Here is a 20806-nt window from a genome sequence, read left to right as displayed (position 1 = left end):
GCGCGACATTCAACATTGTGTTTTATGCAGGGGCTGCAAAGCAGCCCCAATATTTCAGCGGTTGGGCACGTGCCCGAACAACCCCTGTGCTACACGAACGCGCTGTTCGGCATCTTCAGTAATACCATCTTTTGCCAGCGCTTCAATGTGCGCCTCAATGGCATGGGTGCGCTGGGTCAGGCCGCAGTCGTTGGCAATCTGGATGTTCAGGCCCGGGCGGGCGTTGAGTTCCAGAATCAGCGGGCCTTTGTCCTGGTCCAGCACCATGTCCACGCCAATGTAGCCCAGGCCGCACAGCTCATAGCAGCCGGCCGCCAGCTTCATGAAACCATCCCAGTTCGGCAGTTGCACGCCGTCCACCGCATTGGTGGTGTCCGGGTGCTTGCTGATGATGTTGTTCAGCCAGGTGCCGCGCAGGGTCACGCCGGTGGCCAGGTCAACACCCACGCCGATGGCGCCCTGGTGCAGGTTGGCCTTGCCGCCAGACTGGCGGGTCGGCAGGCGCAGCATGGCCATGACCGGGTAGCCCATCAGCACGATGATGCGGATGTCCGGCACGCCTTCGTAGCTGATGCTCTTGAAGATCTGGTCGGGGGTAACCCGGTACTCGATCAGCGCGCGGTCGCGGTGGCCGCCCAGCGAGTACAGGCCGGTGAGGATGCTCGAGATCTGGTGCTCGATTTCCTCATGGCTGATGATCTTGCCCGACACTGTGCGGTAGCGGTCCTCGAAGCGGTCGGCGATGACCAGGATGCCATCACCGCCGGCACCCTGCGCCGGCTTGATGACGAAGTCGCTGCGCCCGCCAATGATCTGGTCGAGCTTTTCGATCTCTTTTTCGGTCTCGATGATGCCGTACATTTCCGGCACATGGATGCCGGCCGCCAGGGCACGCTCCTTGGTGATGATCTTGTCGTCGACAATCGGGTACAGGTGGCGCTTGTTGTACTTCAACACGTAGTCCGCGTTACGCCGGTTGATACCCATGATGCCCCGGGCCTCCAGGGCTTTCCACGTCTTGATCAGGCCAAACATCAGGCGTCAGCCTTCTTCAGGAATGCCTTGAAGCGCACGAGCTCGGTCAGGCGGTAACCGCGGTAGCGGCCCATCGCCAGCATGAAGCCCACCAGGATCAACAGCACGGCAGGGAAGGTGAACACGAAGTACACCAGTTCCGGCACCATCATCAGCAGGTGCGCAAGCGACGCGGCGAACAGGGTGCCGATGGCCACTTTCATGGCATGACCACCGCCACGTTCTTCCCAGGTAATGGACAGGCGTTCGATGGTCATGGTCAGGATCACCATCGGGAACAGTGCCACCGACAGCCCGCGCTCAAGGCCCAGCTTGTGGCTGAACAGGCTGATGGCGGCGATCAGTACCACGACAAAGGTGAGTACCACCGACAGGCGCGGCAGCATCTGCAGCTTGAGGTGTTCCAGGTACGAGCGTAGCGACAGGCCCAAGGCCGTGATGACCGTGAACAGCACGATGCCGAAGCCCAGCTGGGTCTCGCGGAAGGCCAGGGCGATCAGTACCGGGGTGAAGGTGCCCAGGGTCTGCAGGCCGATCAGGTTGCGCAATACCAGGATCACCAGCACGCCGATCGGGATCATCACCATGATCATGAAGGTTTGCTGGGTCTGCAGCGGCAAGCCGTACAGCGAGTATTCGAGGAAGTCGGCGTCGGTGTTCTCGTCGGTCAGCTTGGCCAGGCGGATGGCGTTCATCTCGCTGTTGTTCATGCTGAAGGTGACGTTGGCTTTCTTGCCGCCATCGACGGTGATCAGGTTGTCGTCACCGGTCCACCACAGCAGGCGGTCGCTAGGCAGACCCTGCTCGCCCGTGTCCGGGTTGAAGTACAACCAGTCGTTACCGTTGAAACTGCGCAGCCACAGCTCCGGGGTTTGCGGGGTATCGGCCACCAGGCGGATGGTGTGCACCTTCTCCATCGGCACATGGGCAATCGACAGCAGCAGGTCGATGATCTGGGCCTTTTTCATTGGCGAGGTGTCGCCGGCCAGCAGCAGCTTGACGTTGTCGTCGTTGAGGTTGTTGACCCGCTTGATGGTCTCGCTGACGAAGGTCTCGACGTCGGCGGAGTGCTGGCGAATCGGCGCCATCAGGGCTTCGGCGGCAATCTTCTCGGGGCCTTCGATCGCCAGGCTGTCACGGAAGGTCGGGCCTTTGACGGTGGTCTTCTCGTTGCTGTAGCGCTTGGTCAGCACCAGGCGGTAGTACAGGGTCTGGTTGCCGCTGGCGCGGCGGGCCGACCAGGTAACCTTGCGGTTGCCGTCGGCGCGGTTGACGCTGACCCCGTAGTTGTTGGAGATGAAGCTCTCGTTAAGGCTGACGTAGTCGCGGTTCAGCGGTGGCACGAACATCTGCACCTTGACCGGGTCCTTGGTGCTGGCCACGAACTCGACCTTGGCGTCGATGTTCCACAGGTCGTCGGTTTCATCCTCGGTCACCGGGATGCCGAGGAAGAAGATCTGATAAGCCGTGACCGCCACGCCCAGCAGCACCAGCACGGTGATCAGGACTTTCAGATGGAGGGTAAGAGAGCGCATCGGGATTACTCTGCTTTGGGAGCGTCGGTGGCACAGGCAGGTTTGCCGGCCGCATATTTAAGGCTTGGGTCGACCAGCGCGTCGAAGTGCTTGAGCGCCTCGGAGCCGATCAGCAGCGGGAATTGGAACGCGCTGCGGTCGGTGAGGTTGACTTCGATGGTGCGCATGGCCTGGCCCATGCAGATTTCGAGTTCGATGACCGGGCGGGCGGTATAGGCCTTGCCCGATTCGGCATCATAGTCGCCGGCCCGGCGCTTGATCTTGCTCACGCGTGCCAGCGGGCGTTCGATCGGGTGCGAGTGCGCCGCATCGATGGCCAGGTAGAAGCGCACCCAGCTTTCGCCGTTGCGCTTGAAACGCTTGATGTCGCGGGCGCTGAGCGATGCGGTCTTGGCACCGGTATCGAGCTTGGCGGCCACTTCCAGGTCCAGGTCGCCCAGGCGGGCGTATTCGTTGAGACCATACACGGTCTTGCCCGCCGCCTGGCCAAGGGCCGGTAGCAGGGTGAGGCATAGCAGCAATAAAACGGGTGTAAGTCTCATAATCCTGGCGCGGTGCAGTGCAAGGTTCGGGCTATGTTAAGGGCAAGGCGACTGGCAACGACTGCGCAAGCTTCCTCGTTAATCTGTCAACAAGCGTGAATGGATGACAGACAGGCTATCCATACCCCATCGGAGGCGCGGCATTCTATCACGCCGACGTCTTGACGCCAGCGGTGCGCGATCTGACAGCATCGAGAGGGTGATAGTTCGTTCTTAGACGATTGTCGACAATATTCATTTTGTCTTTGACTTGGAGGGCTCTGTTCGTTAATTTCTGGCGAAGAGTTTTTCAAGGTGTCGACAATATGCAGGACCTTTCCACCCCCAGCCCGGTGCAGGCAGACGAAACGGAAACCCTTTCCGAAAACGTCTTCCGGCGCATCCAGGCGGCCATCGTCAAAGGTGAAATCGCCCCCGGCAGCAAGATCTCCGAGCCGGAGCTGGCGCGCACCTATGGCATCAGCCGCGGGCCGCTGCGCGAGGCCATTCACCGCCTCGAAGGCCAGCGTCTGCTGGTGCGCGTGCCGCATGTGGGGGCGCGGGTTGTGTCACTCAACCACGCCGAGCTGATCGAGCTGTACGAAATCCGTGAATCGCTCGAAGGCATGGCCTGCCGGCTGGCCGCCGAGCGCATGAGCCAGGCGGACATCGACGAGCTGCGCCGGGTGCTCGACACCCACGAGCGCGATGCCGCGTTCCAGGCCGGCCTGGGTTATTACCAGCAGGAAGGCGACTACGACTTCCATTACCGGATTATCCAGGGCAGCGGCAACCAGACCCTGGTCAAGATGCTGTGTGGCGAGCTGTACCAACTGGTGCGCATGTACCGCATCCAGTTCTCGGCCACGCCCAACCGTCCACGCCAGGCGTTTTCCGAGCACCACCGCATTCTCGATGCCATCGCCGACCGTGACGGCGAACTGGCCGAACTCCTGATGCGCCGCCACATCGGCGCGTCCAAGCGCAATATCGAGCGTCACTACCTGGACGCCCACAACAACAGCCCACGAGGTGAGAAATGACTGTGAAGAGCACCCCCGGTCAGCGTTTCCGCGACGCCGTTGCCGCTGAACACCCGCTGCAGGTGGTTGGCACCATCAACGCCAACCATGCCCTGCTGGCCAAGCGCGCCGGCTTCAAGGCCATCTACCTGTCCGGTGGCGGCGTGGCCGCCGGCTCCCTGGGCCTGCCGGACCTGGGTATCAGTGGCCTGGACGACGTGCTCACCGACGTGCGCCGCATCACCGACGTGTGCGACCTGCCGTTGCTGGTGGATGTCGACACCGGCTTCGGGGCCTCGGCTTTCAACGTTGCCCGTACCGTGCGTTCGATGAGCAAGTTCGGTGCTGCCGCCATCCATATCGAGGATCAGGTGGGCGCCAAGCGCTGTGGTCACCGCCCGAACAAGGAAATCGTCAGCCAGCAGGAAATGGTCGACCGCATCAAGGCCGCCGTCGATGCCCGCACTGATGACAGCTTCGTGATCATGGCGCGTACCGATGCCCTGGCCGTCGAAGGCCTGAACGCTGCCCTGGACCGTGCCGAGGCCTGTATCGAGGCTGGCGCCGACATGATCTTCCCGGAAGCCATTACCGAACTGCAGATGTACAAGACGTTCGCTGACCGGGTGAAGGCACCGATCCTGGCCAACATCACCGAGTTCGGCGCCACGCCGCTGTACACCACCGAAGAGCTGGCCTCGGTCGACGTGTCGCTGGTGCTGTACCCGCTGTCGGCGTTCCGTGCCATGAACAAGGCAGCCGAGAACGTGTACACCGCACTGCGCCGCGACGGCACGCAGAAGAACGTGATCGACACCATGCAGACCCGCATGGAGCTCTACGATGCCATTGGTTACCACGCCTTCGAGCAGAGCCTCGATGCGCTGTTTGCCCAGAAGAAGGGCTGAGCAACACCCCGAATTAGCCAGAAAGCATCCATAACAAATTCAAGAAAGGAGAATCACCATGGCCGAAGCAAAAGTACTCAGTGGCGCAGGCCTGCGCGGCCAAGTGGCTGGTCAGACCGCACTGTCGACCGTGGGCCAGGCCGGTGCCGGGCTGACCTACCGGGGTTACGACGTGCGTGACCTGGCGGCCGGTGCCGAATTCGAAGAAGTCGCCTACCTGCTGCTGTACGGCGAGCTGCCAACCCAGGCCGAACTGACCGACTACAAGCGCAAGCTCAAGGGCCTGCGTGACCTGCCGCAAGCACTGAAGGAAGTGCTGGAGCGCATCCCGCGTGACGCTCACCCGATGGACGTGATGCGCACGGGTTGTTCCGTGCTGGGCACCCTGGAGCCCGAGCTGACCTTCGAGGCCCAGCGCGACAAGACTGACCGCTTGCTGGCGCTGTTCCCGGCCGTGATGTGCTACTGGTACCGCTTCACCCATGAGGGTGTGCGCATCGATTGCACCAGCGACGAAGACACCCTCGGTGGCCACTTCCTGCACCTGCTGCATGGCAAGAAGCCGAGCGAGCTGCACGTCAAGGTGATGAACGTGTCGCTGATCCTCTACGCCGAGCACGAGTTCAATGCCTCGACCTTCACTGCCCGGGTCTGTGCCTCGACCCTGTCCGACCTTTACTCCTGCGTCACCGCTGCCATCGGCTCGCTGCGCGGCCCACTGCACGGCGGTGCCAACGAGGCGGCGATGGAGCTGATCGAGCGTTTCCAGAGCCCGCAGGACGCCACCGCCGAGCTGCTGCGCATGCTGGAGCGCAAGGACAAGATCATGGGCTTTGGCCACGCGATCTACAAAGAGTCCGACCCGCGCAACGAGGTGATCAAGGGCTGGTCGAAGCAGTTGGCCGACGAAGTGGGTGACAAGGTGCTGTACCCGGTTTCCGAAGCCATCGACAAGACCATGTGGGAGCAGAAACGCCTGTTCCCCAATGCCGACTTCTACCATGCCTCGGCGTACCACTTCATGGGCATCCCGACCAAGCTGTTCACCCCGATCTTCGTCTGCTCGCGCCTGACCGGCTGGGCGGCGCACGTCTTCGAGCAGCGCGCCAACAACCGCATCATCCGCCCGAGTGCCGAGTATGTCGGCGTCGAGCAGCGCCAGTTCGTGCCGATCGAACAACGCTGAGCTGACGTCGCAGGGGTTGCTTTGCAACCCTTTCGCGGCACAAGGCCGCTCCTACAGGACGGCGCAATACCTGTAGGAGCGGCCTTGTGCCGGGAAAAGGGGTGCAAAGCACCCCCGTGGCCAGACCTGCAAACCGAATACCGTGACCGAGCCTGATAACGATATGAACACTGCATTCCGCAAGCACCTGCCAGGTACCGACCTGGACTACTTCGATGCCCGTGCGGCGGTCGAGGCGATCAAGCCCGGCGCCTACGACGGCCTGCCATACACCTCCCGCGTGCTCGCCGAAAACCTGGTGCGCCGCTGCGACCCGGCCACCCTCGATGCGTCGCTGAGCCAGCTGATCGAGCGCAAGCGCGACCTCGACTTCCCGTGGTTCCCGGCCCGCGTGGTGTGCCACGACATTCTCGGCCAGACCGCGCTGGTCGACCTTGCCGGCCTGCGTGACGCCATTGCCGACAAAGGCGGTGACCCGGCCGCGGTCAACCCCGTGGTGCCGGTGCAGTTGATCGTCGACCACTCGCTGGCCGTCGAGTGCGGTGGTTTCGACCCGCAGGCGTTCGAAAAGAACCGTGCCATCGAAGACCGCCGCAACGAAGACCGCTTCCACTTCATCAACTGGACCAAGAAGGCGTTCAAGAACGTCGACGTGATCCAGCCGGGCAACGGCATCATGCACCAGATCAACCTGGAGAAGATGTCGCCCGTGATTCACAACGACCGTGGCGTGGCCTACCCGGACACCTGCGTCGGCACCGACAGCCACACCCCGCATGTCGATGCCCTGGGCGTGATCGCCATCGGCGTGGGCGGCCTGGAAGCGGAGAACGTGATGCTCGGCCGCGCCTCGTGGATGCGCCTGCCGGAAATCGTCGGCGTCGAGCTGACTGGCAAGCTGGCACCGAACATCACCGCCACCGACCTGGTGTTGGCCCTGACCGAATTCCTGCGCAAGCAGAAAGTGGTCGGCGCGTATCTGGAGTTCCACGGTGAGGGTGCCCGCGCCCTGACCTTGGGCGACCGCGCCACCATTTCCAACATGGCCCCGGAATACGGTGCCACCGCAGCCATGTTCGCCATCGACCAGCAGACCATCGACTACCTGCGCCTGACCGGCCGCGAAGAGCAGCAGGTCAAGCTGGTCGAGACCTACGCCAAGGCCGCCGGCCTGTGGGCCGACAGCCTGGGCGGCGCCGTCTACGAGCGCACCCTGAGCTTCGACCTGTCGAGCGTGGTGCGCAACATGGCCGGGCCGTCCAACCCACACGCCCGCGTGGCCACCCGTGACCTGGCTGCCAAGGGCATTGCCGGCAGTTGGGAAGACGTGCCAGGGCAAATGCCTGACGGCGCGGTGATCATCGCCGCCATAACCAGCTGCACCAACACCAGCAACCCGCGCAACGTGATTGCCGCAGGCCTGCTGGCGCGCAATGCCAACAAGCTGGGCCTGGCCCGCAAACCTTGGGTCAAGTCGTCGCTGGCACCGGGCTCCAAGGCCGTGCAGCTGTATCTGGAAGAGGCGGGGCTGGAGAAGGAGCTGGAGCAACTGGGCTTTGGTATCGTCGCCTTCGCCTGCACCACCTGCAACGGCATGTCCGGCGCTCTGGACCCGGTAATCCAGCAAGAAATCATCGACCGCGACCTGTACGCCACCGCCGTGCTGTCGGGTAACCGCAACTTCGACGGGCGTATCCACCCGTATGCCAAGCAGGCCTTCCTGGCGTCCCCGCCACTGGTGGTGGCCTATGCCATTGCCGGCACCATCCGCTTCGACATCGAGAAGGATGTGCTGGGTGTGGTCGATGGCAAGGAAATCCGCCTCAAGGACATCTGGCCGAGCGATGAAGAGATCGACGCCGTGGTGCGTGCTGCGGTGAAGCCAGAGCAGTTCCGCAAGGTGTACATCCCGATGTTCGCCATCGAGGAAGACCGTGGGCCGAAGGTGGCGCCGCTGTACGACTGGCGCCCGATGAGCACCTACATCCGCCGCCCCCCCTATTGGGAAGGTGCCCTGGCCGGTGAGCGCACCCTGCGCGGCATGCGCCCGCTGGCGGTGTTGCCGGACAACATCACCACCGACCACCTGTCGCCGTCCAACGCCATCATGCTCGACAGCGCGGCCGGTGAGTACCTGGCGAAAATGGGCCTGCCGGAAGAAGACTTCAACTCCTACGCCACCCACCGTGGCGACCACCTGACCGCCCAGCGTGCCACCTTCGCCAACCCCAAGCTGTTCAACGAAATGGTGCGCAAGGAAGACGGCAGCGTGAAGCAGGGTTCGCTGGCGCGTATCGAACCGGAAGGCAAGGTCACCCGCATGTGGGAGGCCATCGAAACCTACATGCAGCGCAAGCAGCCGCTGATCATCGTGGCCGGCGCCGACTACGGCCAGGGTTCGTCCCGTGACTGGGCGGCCAAGGGTGTGCGGTTGGCGGGTGTCGAGGCGATCGTGGCCGAAGGCTTCGAGCGCATTCACCGCACCAACCTGGTGGGCATGGGCGTGCTGCCGCTGGAGTTCAAGCCGGGCACCGACCGCAAGACCCTGGGCCTGGACGGTAGCGAGACGTATGACGTGCTGGGCGCGCGTACGCCCCGGGCGACCCTGACGTTGGTGGTTACCCGCGCCAATGGCGAGCGCCTGGAAGTGCCGGTGACCTGCCGCCTGGACACCGCCGAGGAAGTGTCGATCTACGAGGCGGGTGGCGTGCTGCAGCGTTTTGCCCAGGACTTCCTCGAAGCAACCGCTTGAACAGGACTTGAACATGGCACATGTACCGCAAGTGAAAATCCCCGCCACCTACATCCGTGGCGGCACCAGCAAGGGTGTGTTCTTCCGCCTGCAAGACTTGCCCGAGCAGGCGCAAATCCCGGGGCCGGCCCGCGATGCGCTGCTGTTGCGGGTAATCGGTAGCCCCGACCCTTACGGCAAGCAGATCGACGGCATGGGCGGTGCCACCTCCAGCACCAGCAAGACCGTGATCCTGTCGCAAAGCATCAAGCCCGGGCATGATGTGGACTACCTGTTCGGCCAGGTCAGTATCGACAAGGCGTTTGTCGACTGGAGCGGCAACTGCGGCAACCTGTCTGCGGCGGTCGGTTCGTTCGCCATCAGCAGTGGCCTGGTGGACGCGGCGCGCATTCCACGCAACGGCATCGCCACGGTGCGCATCTGGCAGGCCAACATCGGCAAGACCATCATCGCCCATGTGCCGATCACCGAAGGTGAAGTGCAGGAAACCGGCGATTTCGAGCTGGATGGGGTGACCTTCCCGGCGGCCGAGGTGCAGCTGGAGTTTCTCGACCCGGCAGCCGACGAAGACGGTGACGGCGGTTCGATGTTCCCGACCGGTAACCTGATCGATGAGCTGGAGGTGCCGGGCGTGGGTACGTTCAAGGCCACCCTGATCAATGCCGGCATTCCGACCATCTTCGTCAATGCGGCCGATATCGGTTATACCGGCGCAGAACTGCAGGACGCCATCAACGGGGACCCTCAGGCGCTGCTGCGTTTCGAGACCATTCGTGCATACGGTGCCGTGCGCATGGGCCTGATTGAAAACGTCGACCAGGCAGCCGGACGTCAGCACACGCCAAAAGTGGCGTTCGTTGCGCCGCCGAGCACCTACACTGCGTCCAGTGGCAAGGCGGTGCAAGCGGGTGATATCGACCTGCTGGTGCGCGCCTTGTCCATGGGTAAACTGCACCATGCGATGATGGGGACGGCTGCGGTGGCGATTGGCACTGCGGCGGCCATTCCGGGCACGCTGGTCAACCTCGCGGCTGGCGGGGGTGAGCGTAGCGCCGTGCGTTTCGGCCACCCCTCGGGCACCTTGCGGGTCGGGGCCGAGGCGCGTCAGGTGAATGGTGAGTGGACAGTGACCAAGGCAATCATGAGCCGCAGTGCTCGCGTGCTGATGGAGGGCTGGGTTCGCGTGCCTGGCGATAGCTTCTAACGCACCACTGGCGCTCGGCTTTAGTTAGTTGGGGCTGCATAGCAGCCCCGGCAATTCTGAAGGGAGCTGGATATGAGCGCCAACGTTGACCTGAACGACCGCCCGGACTACGACCTGGTGCTGCAAACCCTGGCCGACTACGCCCTCGGCTACCGGGTCGATTCCGCCGAAGCCCTCGATACCGCACGCAACTGCCTGATGGACACCCTGGGCTGCGGCCTGCTGGCCCTGCGCTTTCCCGAATGTACCAAACTGCTCGGCCCTCAGGTGGAGGGCACGCTGGTGCCCAATGGTGCCCGCGTCCCCGGTACCGCCTACCGGCTCGACCCGGTCAAGGCGGCCTGGGACATCGGCTGCACCGTGCGCTGGCTGGATTACAACGACACCTGGCTGGCGGCCGAATGGGCTCACCCCTCGGACAACCTGGGCGGTATTCTGGCCGTTGCCGATCACCTGTCGCAGAAGCGCGTGGCCGCTGGTGAAAAACCGCTGCTGATGCGTGATGTGCTCGAAGCCATGGTCATGGCCCATGAGATCCAGGGCGTGCTGGCACTGGAAAACTCGTTCAACCGAGTCGGTCTCGATCACGTCATTTTAGTGAAAGTGGCCTCGACTGCCGTGTGCGCCAGGTTGATGGGCGCCAACCGCGAACAGATGCTCTCGGCGTTGTCCCATGCCTTCGTCGATGGCCAGGCCCTGCGTACCTATCGGCACGCGCCCAATGCTGGCTCACGCAAGTCCTGGGCCGCAGGTGATGCGTCCAGCCGTGGCGTGCGCCTGGCCGATATCGCCCTGCGCGGTGAGATGGGCGTACCGGGTGTGCTCACGGCGCCACAATGGGGCTTCTACGACGTATCGTTCAGCCATACCAACAAGGACCTGGCGCTCAAGCCCGCCGGGCAGTACGAACTGCGTCTGCCTCAGGCCTTGGGCAGCTACGTGATGGAAAACGTGCTGTTCAAGGTCAGCTTCCCTGCCGAATTTCACGCCCAGACTGCCTGCGAAGCGGCAGTTACCCTGCACCCTCGGGTACGTAACCGCCTGCATGAAATCGACCGCATCGTCATCACCACCCAGGAGTCGGCAATCCGCATCATTTCCAAGAGCGGCCCGCTGGCCAATGCCGCTGACCGTGACCACTGTCTGCAGTACATGGTGGCAGTGCCGTTGATCTTCGGGCATCTGGTGGCGGAGCACTATGAAGACACCTTCCATGCCAACCACCCCAGCATCGACCGCCTGCGCGAGAAGATGGAAGTAGTGGAAGACCCGCGCTTCAGCCGCGAGTACCTGGAGCCGGACAAGCGCTCCATCGCCAATGCGCTGCAGGTGTTCTTCAAGGATGGCAGCAGTACAGAGCAGGTGGTGGTGGAATACCCTATCGGGCACCGGCGGCGGCGAGGGGAGGGCATACCCCTGCTGGAGGCCAAGTTCAGGGCCAACCTGGCAACGCGATTTGCGCGCCAGCGGTGTGGGGAGGTACTGGAGGTGTGCAAGGACCAGCAAACGCTGGAAGGGATGGCGGTGCACCGGTTTGTGGATTTGTTCGTGATCTGAGCGGGTGAGAGCAGGCAAATGAAAAGCCCCGGCATCGCTGCCGGGGCTTTCTTTTACAGCGTGTAACTCAGCTTACGCCTGAACCACCGGGATCTTGGCGTTGGCTGCCGCTTCGCGGAACTCGGCGATCTGGTCGAAGCTCAGGTAGCGGTAGACGTCGGCAGCCATGCTGTCGATGTCTTTCGCGTACTGCATGTACTCTTCGACGGTCGGCAGCTTGCCGATGATCGAAGCGACAGCAGCCAGCTCGGCCGATGCCAGGTACACGTTGGTGGCGTCGCCCAGACGGTTCGGGAAGTTACGGGTCGAGGTGGAGACCACGGTCGAGCCGGTCTGCACACGTGCCTGGTTACCCATGCACAGCGAGCAGCCTGGCATTTCCATGCGCGCACCGGCCTTGCCGTAGATGCCGTAGTAGCCTTCTTCGGTCAGCTGGTGGGCATCCATCTTGGTTGGCGGGGCCAGCCACAGACGGGTCGGAATACCGCCCTTGACCTTTTCCAGCAGCTTGCCGGCAGCGCGGAAGTGACCGATGTTGGTCATGCACGAACCGATGAACACTTCGTCGATCTTCTCGCCCTGTACCGAAGACAGCAGGCGGGCATCGTCCGGGTCGTTCGGCGCGCAGAGCACAGGCTCTTTCACGTCGGCCAGGTCGATTTCGATGATTTCGGCGTATTCGGCATCGGCGTCGGCCGACAGCAGCTCAGGCTTGGCCAGCCAGGCTTCCATGGCCTGGGCGCGGCGCTCCAGGGTGCGGGCATCGCCGTAGCCTTCGCCGATCATCCAGCGCAGCAGGGTGATGTTGGACTGCAGGTACTCGGCGATGGCCTTCTCTGGCAGCTTGATGGTGCAACCGGCAGCAGAACGCTCAGCCGAGGCGTCGGACAGCTCGAAGGCTTGCTCGACGGTCAGTTCGTCCAGACCTTCGATTTCCAGGATGCGGCCGGAGAAGGCGTTTTTCTTGCCTTTCTTCTCGACGGTCAGCAGGCCCTTCTGGATGGCGTAGTAAGGGATCGCATGCACCAGGTCACGCAGGGTGATGCCAGGTTGCAGTTTGCCCTTGAAGCGCACCAGGATCGATTCTGGCATGTCCAGCGGCATGACGCCGGTGGCAGCGGCGAAGGCTACCAGGCCGGAACCGGCCGGGAACGAAATGCCGATCGGGAAGCGGGTGTGCGAGTCGCCACCGGTACCCACGGTGTCAGGCATGAGCATGCGGTTCAGCCAGCTGTGGATGATACCGTCGCCCGGGCGCAGCGACACGCCGCCACGGGTGCGGATGAAGTCTGGCAGGGTGTGGTGGGTGGTGACGTCGATCGGCTTCGGATAAGCCGCGGTGTGGCAGAACGACTGCATGACCAGGTCAGCGGAGAAGCCCAGGCAGGCCAGGTCTTTCAGCTCGTCACGGGTCATCGGGCCAGTGGTGTCCTGGGAGCCGACGGTGGTCATCTTAGGCTCGCAGTAGGCACCTGGGCGCACGCCCTGGCCTTCTGGCAGGCCACAGGCACGGCCGACCATCTTCTGCGCCAGGGTGAAGCCCTTGCCGGTGTCGGCTGGCTGCTCTGGCTTCTTGAACAGGTCCGATGGGCCCTGGCCCAGCTCGGCGCGGGCTTTTTCGGTCAGGCCACGGCCGACGATCAGCGGGATACGGCCGCCAGCGCGGACTTCATCCAGCAATACTTCGGTTTTCAGCGCGAATTCGGTAACCAGCTCGTCGCTGCCGTGACGGCGCACTTCGCCTTTGAACGGGTACACGTCGATGACGTCGCCCATGGCCAGGTTGCTGCAGTCGAATTCGATCGGCAGGGCGCCGGCGTCTTCCATGGTGTTGTAGAAGATCGGGGCGATCTTGGTGCCGAAGCAGAAGCCACCGGCGCGCTTGTTCGGCACGTATGGGATGTCGTCACCGAAGAACCACAGCACCGAGTTGGTGGCGGATTTACGCGACGAACCGGTGCCGACCACGTCACCGACGTAGGCAACCGGGAAGCCTTTGGCCTTGACGGCTTCGATCTGGGCCAGCGGGCCGACCGAACCTGGCTGCGACGGCTCGATGCCGTCACGGGCCATTTTCAGCATGGCCAGGGCGTGCAACGGGATGTCAGGGCGCGACCAGGCGTCCGGGGCAGGGGACAGGTCGTCGGTGTTGGTCTCGCCAGGCACCTTGAACACGGTCAGGGTGTACTTGTCGGCGATGGCCGGGCGCGAGGTGAACCACTCGCCGGCAGCCCAGGACTCCAGCACGGCCTTGGCGTGGACGTTGCCCGCCTTGGCTTTTTCGGCCACGTCGTGGAAGGCATCGAACATCAGCAGGGTGTGCTTGAGCTGTTCGGCCGCGACGGCGCCCAGTTCGGCGTCATCCAGCAGTGCGACCAGCGTTTCGATGTTGTAGCCGCCCTGCATGGTGCCCAGCAGTTCGGTGGCGTGCTTGCGGTCGATCAGTGGCGACTTGGCTTCGCCCTTGGCGACGGCGGAGAGGAAAGCAGCCTTGACGTAGGCAGCTTCGTCGACCCCTGGCGGTACGCGGTTGGTGATCAGGTCTACGAGGAAGGCTTCTTCGCCGGCCGGCGGGTTTTTCAGCAGCTCGACCAGGCCTGCAGTTTGTTCGGCGTTCAGCGGCTGGGGCACGATACCCAGGGCGGCACGCTCTTCGATGTGTTTGCGGTAGGCTTCAAGCACAGTTATTTCCCTCATCAGTGGTCCCTAAAGGGGGTCCGGGACGCTCATCCAGCATTCCATGCACCCATGCGCTGCTACGGCTTTGTGGGCCGCCCAGCCAGGGTCGCAAAGAATCCTTACAGAAGCTGCTTTCAAAGTTTTACGCCTGCAGAACGGGGAGCTGATGAGGGCTGGCGCGGCCATGCGAGGGTGCATGGCCCGGGCCAACGCCGTTCTACCGGATTAACTGTGCTCGTGACGCTTTGAAAACAGCTTCCAACGGACATTGTTGCCTTTGAAAAGGCGGGATGATTCTACGGCAAAAAAAGCCCGAAGGTAAGGCGCAGAAGATGACTTTAACGAGTGACCCTGGTTAGACAAAGGGCTAACATGGGGCCGTGTTCCACCGCCAAGCTGTTGTTTTTCATGTCCAACAAGTCCATCAAGACCCCTTGCGTCGGCCTGTGCTCCACGGTGTACGGAGACACGGTGTGCCGTGGCTGCAAGCGCTTCCACCACGAAGTGATCAACTGGAACGGCTACGACGACGCGCAGAAGCGCGCGGTATGGCTGCGCCTTGAGCAGTTGCTGGTGCAGGTGATGATGGCCAAGCTGGAGGTGTTCGACAAAGGCTTGCTGCGCCAGCAGCTGGAACAGCGCTCCATCCGGTTTGTCGAGCAGCAGTCGGCGTATTGCTGGGCGTACCAGCTGATTGCCCGTGGGGCGCGGATGATCCGGGACCTTGAGGCCTACGGCATGGCCTTGCTGCCGGAGTTCCGCGACTGGGAACTGCCGCAACTGCGCGATGCCATCGACCGCGAATTCTTCCTGCTTTCAGAGGCGCATTACCAGCGCTACATCGCCCCCAGCTTCCTGCGCGATGCCATGGGCAGCACGCAGGGGCAGTGAGCCGGGCGAATCAGTCGCCGGTGTATTCACACCCGCTGGTGCAGGTTTCGTGGATGCGCACCTTCGACAGCTCTGGCATCAGCGGCTTGACCTGCTCCCAGATCCACTTGGCGATCACTTCGCTGGTGGGGTTTTCAAGGCCCGGGATGTCGTTCAGGTAGTTGTGGTCCAGCTGGTCATAGATTGGCTTGAAGATCGCCTTGACCTCGGCGAAGTCGCGAATCCAGCCGGTGTGCGGGTCCAGCGGGCCGGTCAGGTGCAGGCCGACCTTGAACGAATGGCCATGCAGGCGGCCGCATTTGTGCCCTTCGGGAACGTGGGGCAGGCGGTGGGCCGACTCAAAAGTGAACTCTTTAAAAATTTCCACGCTGTCATAACTCTGTGTGAATCAATAATGCGCGCAGTCTACCAGCATGCCCGCTACAAGGCTTGCAGGTGTTCATGCAACCGCCCGGTGGTGTGGTCTTGACCTGCGCTATCATGGCGCCAGCTGTTTTCAGGTTGAATTAAGGACCGGTGGTTAATCTTAACCCCGTAGACAACTTGCACAGTTCTCAGGAGAGAAGCACGATGAAAACCTTGACTGCCCTGTTCACCGCCGCCGCCCTTGCCCTGGGCGCCAATGCCGCCTTCGCCAAGGACGTACAGCCTGACGAAGTGGTTAAACTGGTCAACGCCAAGACCATCAAGTCGCTTGACGAGCTGAAAGCCGCCGCCGTGGCCAAGCACCCGGGCGCCACCGTCACCGATTCGGAGCTGGAAGACGAGTACGGCCGCTACATCTACAAGGTCGAACTGCGTGACACGCAGAACGTAGAATGGGACGTGGCGCTGGACGCCAAGACCGGTGAAGTGCTGAAGGACGAGCGGGACAACTGATGATTCACTTACCGCGGCCAGCGCGCTACCTCGCGCTGGCGCTGCTGGCCGTGTGTTCGCTGGCCGCTGCCCGCGACCTTGACCAGGACGAAGCCCTGAAGCTGCGCCAGAAGGGCGTCATCCTGCCGCTCGAACAATTGCTGGAAACCGCCCTGGGGCGTTACCCCGGGGCGCGTTTGCTGGAGGCCGAGCTGGAAGAGGACGACGATCGCTACGAATATGAAGTCGAACTGCTGACGGCGGACGGTGTGGTGCGCGAGATCAAGCTCGATGCCAGCACCGGCGCCTTGCTCAAAGACGAGGAAGACGACTGAATGCGCCTGTTGCTTGTCGAGGACAATGTACCGCTGGCCGACGAGCTGACCACCGGCCTGCAGCGCCAGGGTTATGCCGTGGACTGGCTGGCTGACGGCCGTGATGCGGTGTACCAGGGCCAGAGCGAGCCCTACGACCTGATCATTCTCGACCTTGGCCTGCCGGGCTTGCCGGGCCTGGACGTGCTCGCCCAGTGGCGTGCCGCTGGCCTGGCCACTCCGGTATTGATCCTTACCGCCCGTGGCTCGTGGGCCGAGCGTATCGAGGGGCTGAAAGCCGGGGCTGATGACTACCTGAGCAAACCGTTCCACCCGGAAGAGTTGCAACTGCGCATCCAGTCGCTGCTGCGCCGTGCGCGCGGCCTGGCCAATCAGCCAACCCTGGAAGCTGCCGGCCTGCACCTGGATGAAAGCCGCCAGTGCGTGAGCCGTGATGGCGTGGATGTGCAACTGACCGCCGCCGAGTTCCGCCTGCTGCGCTACTTCATGCTGCACCCGCAGCAGATCCTGTCCAAGAGCCACCTGGCCGAGCACCTCTACGACGGTGAGACCGAGCGGGATTCGAACGTGCTGGAAGTACATGTCAACCACTTGCGCCGCAAGCTGGGTCGCAGCGTGATCGAGACCCGACGCGGGCAAGGCTATATCTACGCGGGGAGCACCGGGTGAAGTCGATCCAGGCGCGTTTGAGCCTTGGCCTGGTCGCGGTGCTGGTGGTGGTCGGGGTGGTCCTGGCGCAACTGACCTTGTGGTTGTTCGAAGCCGGCCTGCAGCGTTACCTGGAAAACGGCCTGCGCAAGGAAAGCGAGAACCTGCTGGTGGCACTGGTGCGCGGGCCATCCGGCCTGCAGCTGGATGAGCGGCGCATCTCGGCGGCGTATCAGCGGCCTTTTTCCGGTTATTACTTCCGAATCGATTTCGACAAAGGCACCTGGCGCTCACGCTCGCTGTGGGACCTGGACATGCCCAAGCCTGCTGCGCCAGGCCTTTCCGACAGCCATGAGCTCGGTCCGGAAGGGCAGCAACTGCTTGCCCTGCGCGCTGACTACCGGCGCCTGGGCCAAGACATCTCGATCAGCGTCGCACAGGATTACTCGCCGGTGCGTGAGGGCTTTCGGCGCATGCAGCAGATCGGCCTTGGCATGGGCCTGGTGGCACTGATTCTGGTGTTGGTGCTGCAGCGCATGACCGTAACGCGCTCGCTGCGGCCGTTGGAGCGGGCGCGCCAGCAGATCGCCCAACTGCAGCAGGGCCAACGGTCACAACTGGATGCCGAGGTGCCCAGCGAGCTGGCCCCGTTGGTGGGGCAGATCAACCACTTGCTTAGCCATACCGAAGACAGCCTGCGCCGTTCGCGCAATGCCTTGGGTAACCTGGGGCATGCACTGAAGACACCGTTGGCGGTGCTGCTGAGCCTGGCGTCGAGTGAGCGCCTGAAGGACTTGCCCGAAGTGCGGGCGCAGATGCGTGAGCAGCTGGAGCAGATTCAGCAGCGGTTGGCGCGCGAACTGAATCGCGCGCGGTTGGCGGGTGATGCCTTGCCCGGTGCGCAATTCGATTGCGATGCCGAACTGCCGGGGTTGCTGAGCACGTTGGGCATGATCCATGGGGAAGGGTTGCTGCTGGCCAGTGATGTGCCCCCCGGGTTGCTGTTGCCATGGGACCGTGAGGACTTCCTGGAGTTGTTGGGCAACCTGCTGGACAACGCCTGCAAGTGGGCAGACAGCGAAGTGCGCCTCGGCATTGGGTCGAATGCCGAGGGCTATCAGGTATGGGTCGATGATGACGGCCCGGGGATTCCCGAGGGCCAGCGGCAGCAGGTGCTGGAGCGTGGTTCGCGGCTGGATGAGCAGGTGCACGGGCACGGTCTGGGGTTGGGCATCGTACGCGATATCGTCGAGGCCTGGGGCGGGCGGCTGGCCTTGCTGGAGAGCCCGCTGGGTGGGCTTCGCGTCAATATCGACCTGCCGCGCAAGGCCCGATAATGCCGGGGCCGCTGTGCGCCCCTCCAGGCCCTGTCAGTACTGCAAAAAAATTGCAGTACAGCCGCATTTTTTTGAATTAGCCCAATCTCCCCCCGCCCGGCAAAATCCCATTCACGAAACCCTGCGGTTTCCATCTCTCCACGGACGGAGCCCCTTGTGGTATTGCACGCGCAATACGAGGCCCAGGCCACCTCGGCTGGGCTTTCTTTTTAATCAGAAAAACCAAAGATTCCGACTACTCAAATGCCTGCCTCGCGTTCCGAAAGTCGTCTGCAGCGGCTGTTGCCGGCGCCCCTGAATATTCCCCCAAAAGAATGGCTGCGTGCCGCTATCGGTGCGTTGCTCGGCCTGTTCCTCGCCGGCTGGCTGACCAGCATCGCCTATGGCCCCGGTATCGCCCTGCATCTGCTTGGCCCGCTGGCCGCCTCGGCTGTGCTGGTGTTCGCCGTGCATTCCGGCCCACTGGCCCAACCCTGGCCGGTGCTGGGCAGCTATGCCCTAGCGGGCGCGGTCGGCCTGGCCATGCGCGAAGGCTTCGGCCCCGAGCTGTGGGTAGCCGCAGCCGCCCTGGGCATCTCGCTGCTGGTGATGTGCCTGCTGCGCTGCCTGCACCCGCCGGGTGGCGGGGTGGCGGTGAGTGCAGTGCTGGCTGACTCAGGGCTGACGGCCATGGGCGACCACTTGCTGGAGCCGGTGCTGCTCAATGCGTTGATCCTGGTGACAGTGGCGATTGTCTACAACCGCCTGACGGGCGTGCGCTACCCGAAAGGCGCGGTGCCGCGCAAAGACCTGCACCACACCCATGACCCGCTGCCCGGCGAGCGGGTTGGCATCCGCAGCGAAGACCTGGACCAGGCCCTGGAAGAGCTGGGCGAGTTCGTCGACGTCACCCGTGACGAGCTGGAGCGCATCATTCTCGCCACCGAGCAGCATGCCTTGCAGCGCAGTCTCGGCGGTATTACGGCGGCCTCGGTGATGTCCCGCGACGTGCAGTTCGCCACGCCCGATACCACCCTTGAGCAGGCCTGGAAAATGCTCGCCAGCCACCACCTGAAAACCCTGCCGGTATTACAGCACGGTAAACTGGTGGGCATCGTCAGCCTCAGCGACCTGGTTGGCCCGGCCATGCAGCGCGGCCGTTTCAGCTGGCGCGGGCTGTTTGGCCGCAAGGCGGTGCGCATGGAGCAGGTGATGAGCCGGCGAGTGGTGAGTGTCTGCAGCCAGCACCCGTTGGAGCGCCTGCTGCCGCTGTTGTGCGAACAAGGCTTGCACTGCCTGCCGGTGCTCGACGCCGACCAGCTGGTGGGGGTGATTACCCAGACTGACCTGATCGCCGGCCTCAAGCGCCAGTTGCTCAGCAAAGCCGAGGCGTCAGATAACCGGGTCCCAGCGCTGTGACCAGTCGCTGGCGCCTGCAGCCACCAGCCGGCGCAAGATGGCGAAGGCCTGTTGAAGGGCTTCGCTGTCGCGTTCGCGTGGATACACCAGGAAGGTTGGGTAAGTGAACTCCGGGGCCTGCGGTACCCGCTCGAACACACCGCTGTCCAGGTATGCCTGCACCACCCGCGTGCGGAAGTAACCGCTGCCACCCTGGTCGAGAATGAACTGCAAAGCCAACGGGCCGAGGTTGAAGCTTAACGCCGGGCGCGCGCAATCGGGCAGGGCGGCATCGTGCCGACGGCGGAAGGCCTCGCCCCAGTCGATGTAGATATACGGTTCGGGTTGGTCGACGCGGCGCACGCGGATCAGTTTCTCTTCCATCAACTGTTCCACCTGCAAGCCCGGCCCGTAGGTCGGCTGGTACACCAGCGCAGCGTCCAGCAGGCCCATCTCGACCTTGCGCAGCAGCGACTCGCCGTCGCTCACTTCGCTGCGTATGGCGTGGCTGGGCAGTTCACGGTGCAGGGCAGTGACCCAGTCAAGCAACATCGGGTTGCCCAGGCTGACTTCTGCCCCCACATGCAGCACTTGCTGGCAGCCTTCAGGCAGCGGCAGGTCGCGCCGCGCTGCTTCCCAGGTTTGCACCAGCTGGTTGGCATAACTGACAAAGGCCTCGCCGTCGCTCGTCAGGCTGGCACCGTTGCGGCTGCGCACGAACAGCTGGCAGCCCAATTGCTGCTCCAGGCGCTGCACCCGGGCGGTAATGGCCGTCTGTGACACGAACAGGCGTTCGGCGGCGGCGACCAGGCTGCCGCAACGCACGATTTCCAGAAAGGTTCGGGCCTGTTCGATGTCCATGGGCTGCTCGGTGGCTGAAGGGTGGCCTATTCTAGAGGCTTTGCACCGTTATGGGGCGCTTTAGCGTTGTCTGCAAATTTGCAGGTCGGTTGTGACTTTA

18 protein-coding genes are annotated in these 20806 nt (G+C 63.2%); 12 read left to right on the top strand and 6 right to left on the bottom strand.

Going from position 1 to position 20806, the window contains the following annotated elements:
- Positions 1–54: 54 nt before the first annotated feature.
- Genes D906_RS22460 through D906_RS22450 form a run of 3 tightly spaced genes read right to left on the bottom strand, consistent with a single transcriptional unit; the run spans position 55 to position 3112 of the window.
- Positions 55–1035, bottom strand: coding sequence for an alpha-L-glutamate ligase-like protein (locus D906_RS22460; protein ID WP_016714746.1), 981 nt, complete (start codon positions 1033–1035; stop codon positions 55–57).
- Entirely contained in the window at positions 1035–2570 is a 1536-nt protein-coding gene (locus D906_RS22455; protein WP_016714745.1) for an inactive transglutaminase family protein, read from the bottom strand. The genes D906_RS22460 and D906_RS22455 overlap by 1 nt, the downstream gene beginning before the upstream one ends.
- 5 nt (positions 2571–2575) lie before the next feature.
- A complete protein-coding gene (locus tag D906_RS22450) occupies positions 2576–3112 on the bottom strand; it encodes an ATP-dependent zinc protease (RefSeq protein WP_016485910.1) in 537 nt (178 codons plus the stop codon).
- Positions 3113–3417: 305 nt separating this feature from the next.
- On the opposite strand from D906_RS22450, the gene D906_RS22445 reads away from it, so the two are divergent.
- From D906_RS22445 to prpD, 6 genes are all read left to right on the top strand, one after another.
- Complete coding sequence (locus tag D906_RS22445; RefSeq protein WP_016714744.1) at positions 3418–4134, top strand: GntR family transcriptional regulator; 717 nt, start codon at positions 3418–3420, stop codon at positions 4132–4134.
- A complete protein-coding gene (gene prpB / locus D906_RS22440) occupies positions 4131–5021 on the top strand; it encodes a methylisocitrate lyase (RefSeq protein WP_016714743.1) in 891 nt (296 codons plus the stop codon). The genes D906_RS22445 and prpB overlap by 4 nt, the downstream gene beginning before the upstream one ends.
- Before the next feature lie 58 nt (positions 5022–5079).
- Positions 5080–6207 (top strand): 2-methylcitrate synthase, encoded by a 1128-nt coding sequence (gene prpC, locus D906_RS22435; RefSeq protein WP_016714742.1) that lies wholly within the window; start codon positions 5080–5082, stop codon positions 6205–6207.
- Between the two features lie 163 nt (positions 6208–6370).
- A complete protein-coding gene (gene acnD / locus D906_RS22430) occupies positions 6371–8959 on the top strand; it encodes a Fe/S-dependent 2-methylisocitrate dehydratase AcnD (RefSeq protein ID WP_025754396.1) in 2589 nt (862 codons plus the stop codon).
- Between the two features lie 13 nt (positions 8960–8972).
- Entirely contained in the window at positions 8973–10163 is a 1191-nt protein-coding gene (prpF, locus tag D906_RS22425) for a 2-methylaconitate cis-trans isomerase PrpF (protein ID WP_016714740.1), read from the top strand.
- Positions 10164–10235: 72 nt separating this feature from the next.
- The gene (gene prpD, locus D906_RS22420; RefSeq protein WP_019097594.1) at positions 10236–11720 is read left to right on the top strand and encodes a 2-methylcitrate dehydratase; all 1485 of its coding nucleotides are present in this window, start codon (positions 10236–10238) and stop codon (positions 11718–11720) included.
- 72 nt (positions 11721–11792) lie between these two features.
- Here the strand turns inward: prpD and acnB are convergent, their stop codons facing one another.
- Complete coding sequence (acnB, locus tag D906_RS22415; protein ID WP_019097595.1) at positions 11793–14402, bottom strand: bifunctional aconitate hydratase 2/2-methylisocitrate dehydratase; 2610 nt, start codon at positions 14400–14402, stop codon at positions 11793–11795.
- Positions 14403–14807: 405 nt separating this feature from the next.
- Between acnB and D906_RS22410 the strand changes: the two genes are divergently transcribed.
- Positions 14808–15290, top strand: coding sequence for a DUF1289 domain-containing protein (locus D906_RS22410; protein ID WP_161751678.1), 483 nt, complete (start codon positions 14808–14810; stop codon positions 15288–15290).
- 10 nt (positions 15291–15300) lie between these two features.
- On the opposite strand, the gene queD is transcribed toward D906_RS22410, so the two are convergent.
- A complete protein-coding gene (gene queD / locus D906_RS22405; protein ID WP_019097597.1) occupies positions 15301–15657 on the bottom strand; it encodes a 6-carboxytetrahydropterin synthase QueD in 357 nt (118 codons plus the stop codon).
- Positions 15658–15860: 203 nt separating this feature from the next.
- Between queD and D906_RS22400 the strand changes: the two genes are divergently transcribed.
- The 5 genes from D906_RS22400 to D906_RS22380 all read left to right on the top strand — a co-directional run bounded on the left by D906_RS22400 (position 15861) and on the right by D906_RS22380 (position 19866).
- Positions 15861–16169, top strand: coding sequence for a PepSY domain-containing protein (locus D906_RS22400; RefSeq protein ID WP_019097598.1), 309 nt, complete (start codon positions 15861–15863; stop codon positions 16167–16169).
- Positions 16169–16483, top strand: a complete 315-nt coding sequence (locus D906_RS22395) for a PepSY domain-containing protein (RefSeq protein ID WP_019097599.1) — start codon at positions 16169–16171, stop codon at positions 16481–16483. The genes D906_RS22400 and D906_RS22395 overlap by 1 nt, the downstream gene beginning before the upstream one ends.
- A complete protein-coding gene (locus tag D906_RS22390; RefSeq protein WP_019097600.1) occupies positions 16484–17152 on the top strand; it encodes a response regulator transcription factor in 669 nt (222 codons plus the stop codon). It begins immediately after the preceding gene.
- Entirely contained in the window at positions 17149–18468 is a 1320-nt protein-coding gene (locus D906_RS22385) for a sensor histidine kinase (RefSeq protein WP_019097601.1), read from the top strand. The genes D906_RS22390 and D906_RS22385 overlap by 4 nt, the downstream gene beginning before the upstream one ends.
- 243 nt (positions 18469–18711) lie before the next feature.
- The gene (locus D906_RS22380; RefSeq protein WP_019097602.1) at positions 18712–19866 is read left to right on the top strand and encodes an HPP family protein; all 1155 of its coding nucleotides are present in this window, start codon (positions 18712–18714) and stop codon (positions 19864–19866) included.
- Here D906_RS22380 and D906_RS22375 read toward each other — a convergent pair.
- A complete protein-coding gene (locus D906_RS22375; protein WP_025754393.1) occupies positions 19840–20706 on the bottom strand; it encodes a LysR family transcriptional regulator in 867 nt (288 codons plus the stop codon). The two genes, D906_RS22380 and D906_RS22375, sit on opposite strands and share 27 nt — an antisense overlap.
- Positions 20707–20806 lie beyond the last annotated feature (100 nt).

This window comes from Pseudomonas sp. LAIL14HWK12:I1, assembly GCF_003202095.1.
In the GTDB taxonomy this organism is placed as follows: Bacteria; Pseudomonadota; Gammaproteobacteria; order Pseudomonadales; family Pseudomonadaceae; genus Aquipseudomonas; species Aquipseudomonas monteilii.
Note: the sequence above shows the minus strand (reverse complement) of the source record. Positions and strands in the feature narration are given on the sequence as shown.

Excerpts from the sequence above, each read along its gene's own strand:
- prpB (WP_016714743.1), top strand. The coding sequence starts at position 4,131 with ATGACTGTGAAGAGCACCCCCGGTCAGCGTTTCCGCGACGCCGTTGCC.
- prpF (WP_016714740.1), top strand. The coding sequence starts at position 8,973 with ATGGCACATGTACCGCAAGTGAAAATCCCCGCCACCTACATCCGTGGC.
- D906_RS22390 (WP_019097600.1), top strand. The coding sequence starts at position 16,484 with ATGCGCCTGTTGCTTGTCGAGGACAATGTACCGCTGGCCGACGAGCTG.
- D906_RS22460 (WP_016714746.1), bottom strand. The coding sequence starts at position 1,035 with ATGTTTGGCCTGATCAAGACGTGGAAAGCCCTGGAGGCCCGGGGCATC.
- D906_RS22375 (WP_025754393.1), bottom strand. The coding sequence starts at position 20,706 with ATGGACATCGAACAGGCCCGAACCTTTCTGGAAATCGTGCGTTGCGGC.
- D906_RS22455 (WP_016714745.1), bottom strand. The coding sequence starts at position 2,570 with ATGCGCTCTCTTACCCTCCATCTGAAAGTCCTGATCACCGTGCTGGTG.
- prpC (WP_016714742.1), top strand. The coding sequence starts at position 5,080 with ATGGCCGAAGCAAAAGTACTCAGTGGCGCAGGCCTGCGCGGCCAAGTG.
- D906_RS22395 (WP_019097599.1), top strand. The coding sequence starts at position 16,169 with ATGATTCACTTACCGCGGCCAGCGCGCTACCTCGCGCTGGCGCTGCTG.
- D906_RS22445 (WP_016714744.1), top strand. The coding sequence starts at position 3,418 with ATGCAGGACCTTTCCACCCCCAGCCCGGTGCAGGCAGACGAAACGGAA.
- D906_RS22380 (WP_019097602.1), top strand. The coding sequence starts at position 18,712 with ATGCCTGCCTCGCGTTCCGAAAGTCGTCTGCAGCGGCTGTTGCCGGCG.
- D906_RS22450 (WP_016485910.1), bottom strand. The coding sequence starts at position 3,112 with ATGAGACTTACACCCGTTTTATTGCTGCTATGCCTCACCCTGCTACCG.
- prpD (WP_019097594.1), top strand. The coding sequence starts at position 10,236 with ATGAGCGCCAACGTTGACCTGAACGACCGCCCGGACTACGACCTGGTG.
- acnD (WP_025754396.1), top strand. The coding sequence starts at position 6,371 with ATGAACACTGCATTCCGCAAGCACCTGCCAGGTACCGACCTGGACTAC.
- D906_RS22400 (WP_019097598.1), top strand. The coding sequence starts at position 15,861 with ATGAAAACCTTGACTGCCCTGTTCACCGCCGCCGCCCTTGCCCTGGGC.
- D906_RS22410 (WP_161751678.1), top strand. The coding sequence starts at position 14,808 with ATGTCCAACAAGTCCATCAAGACCCCTTGCGTCGGCCTGTGCTCCACG.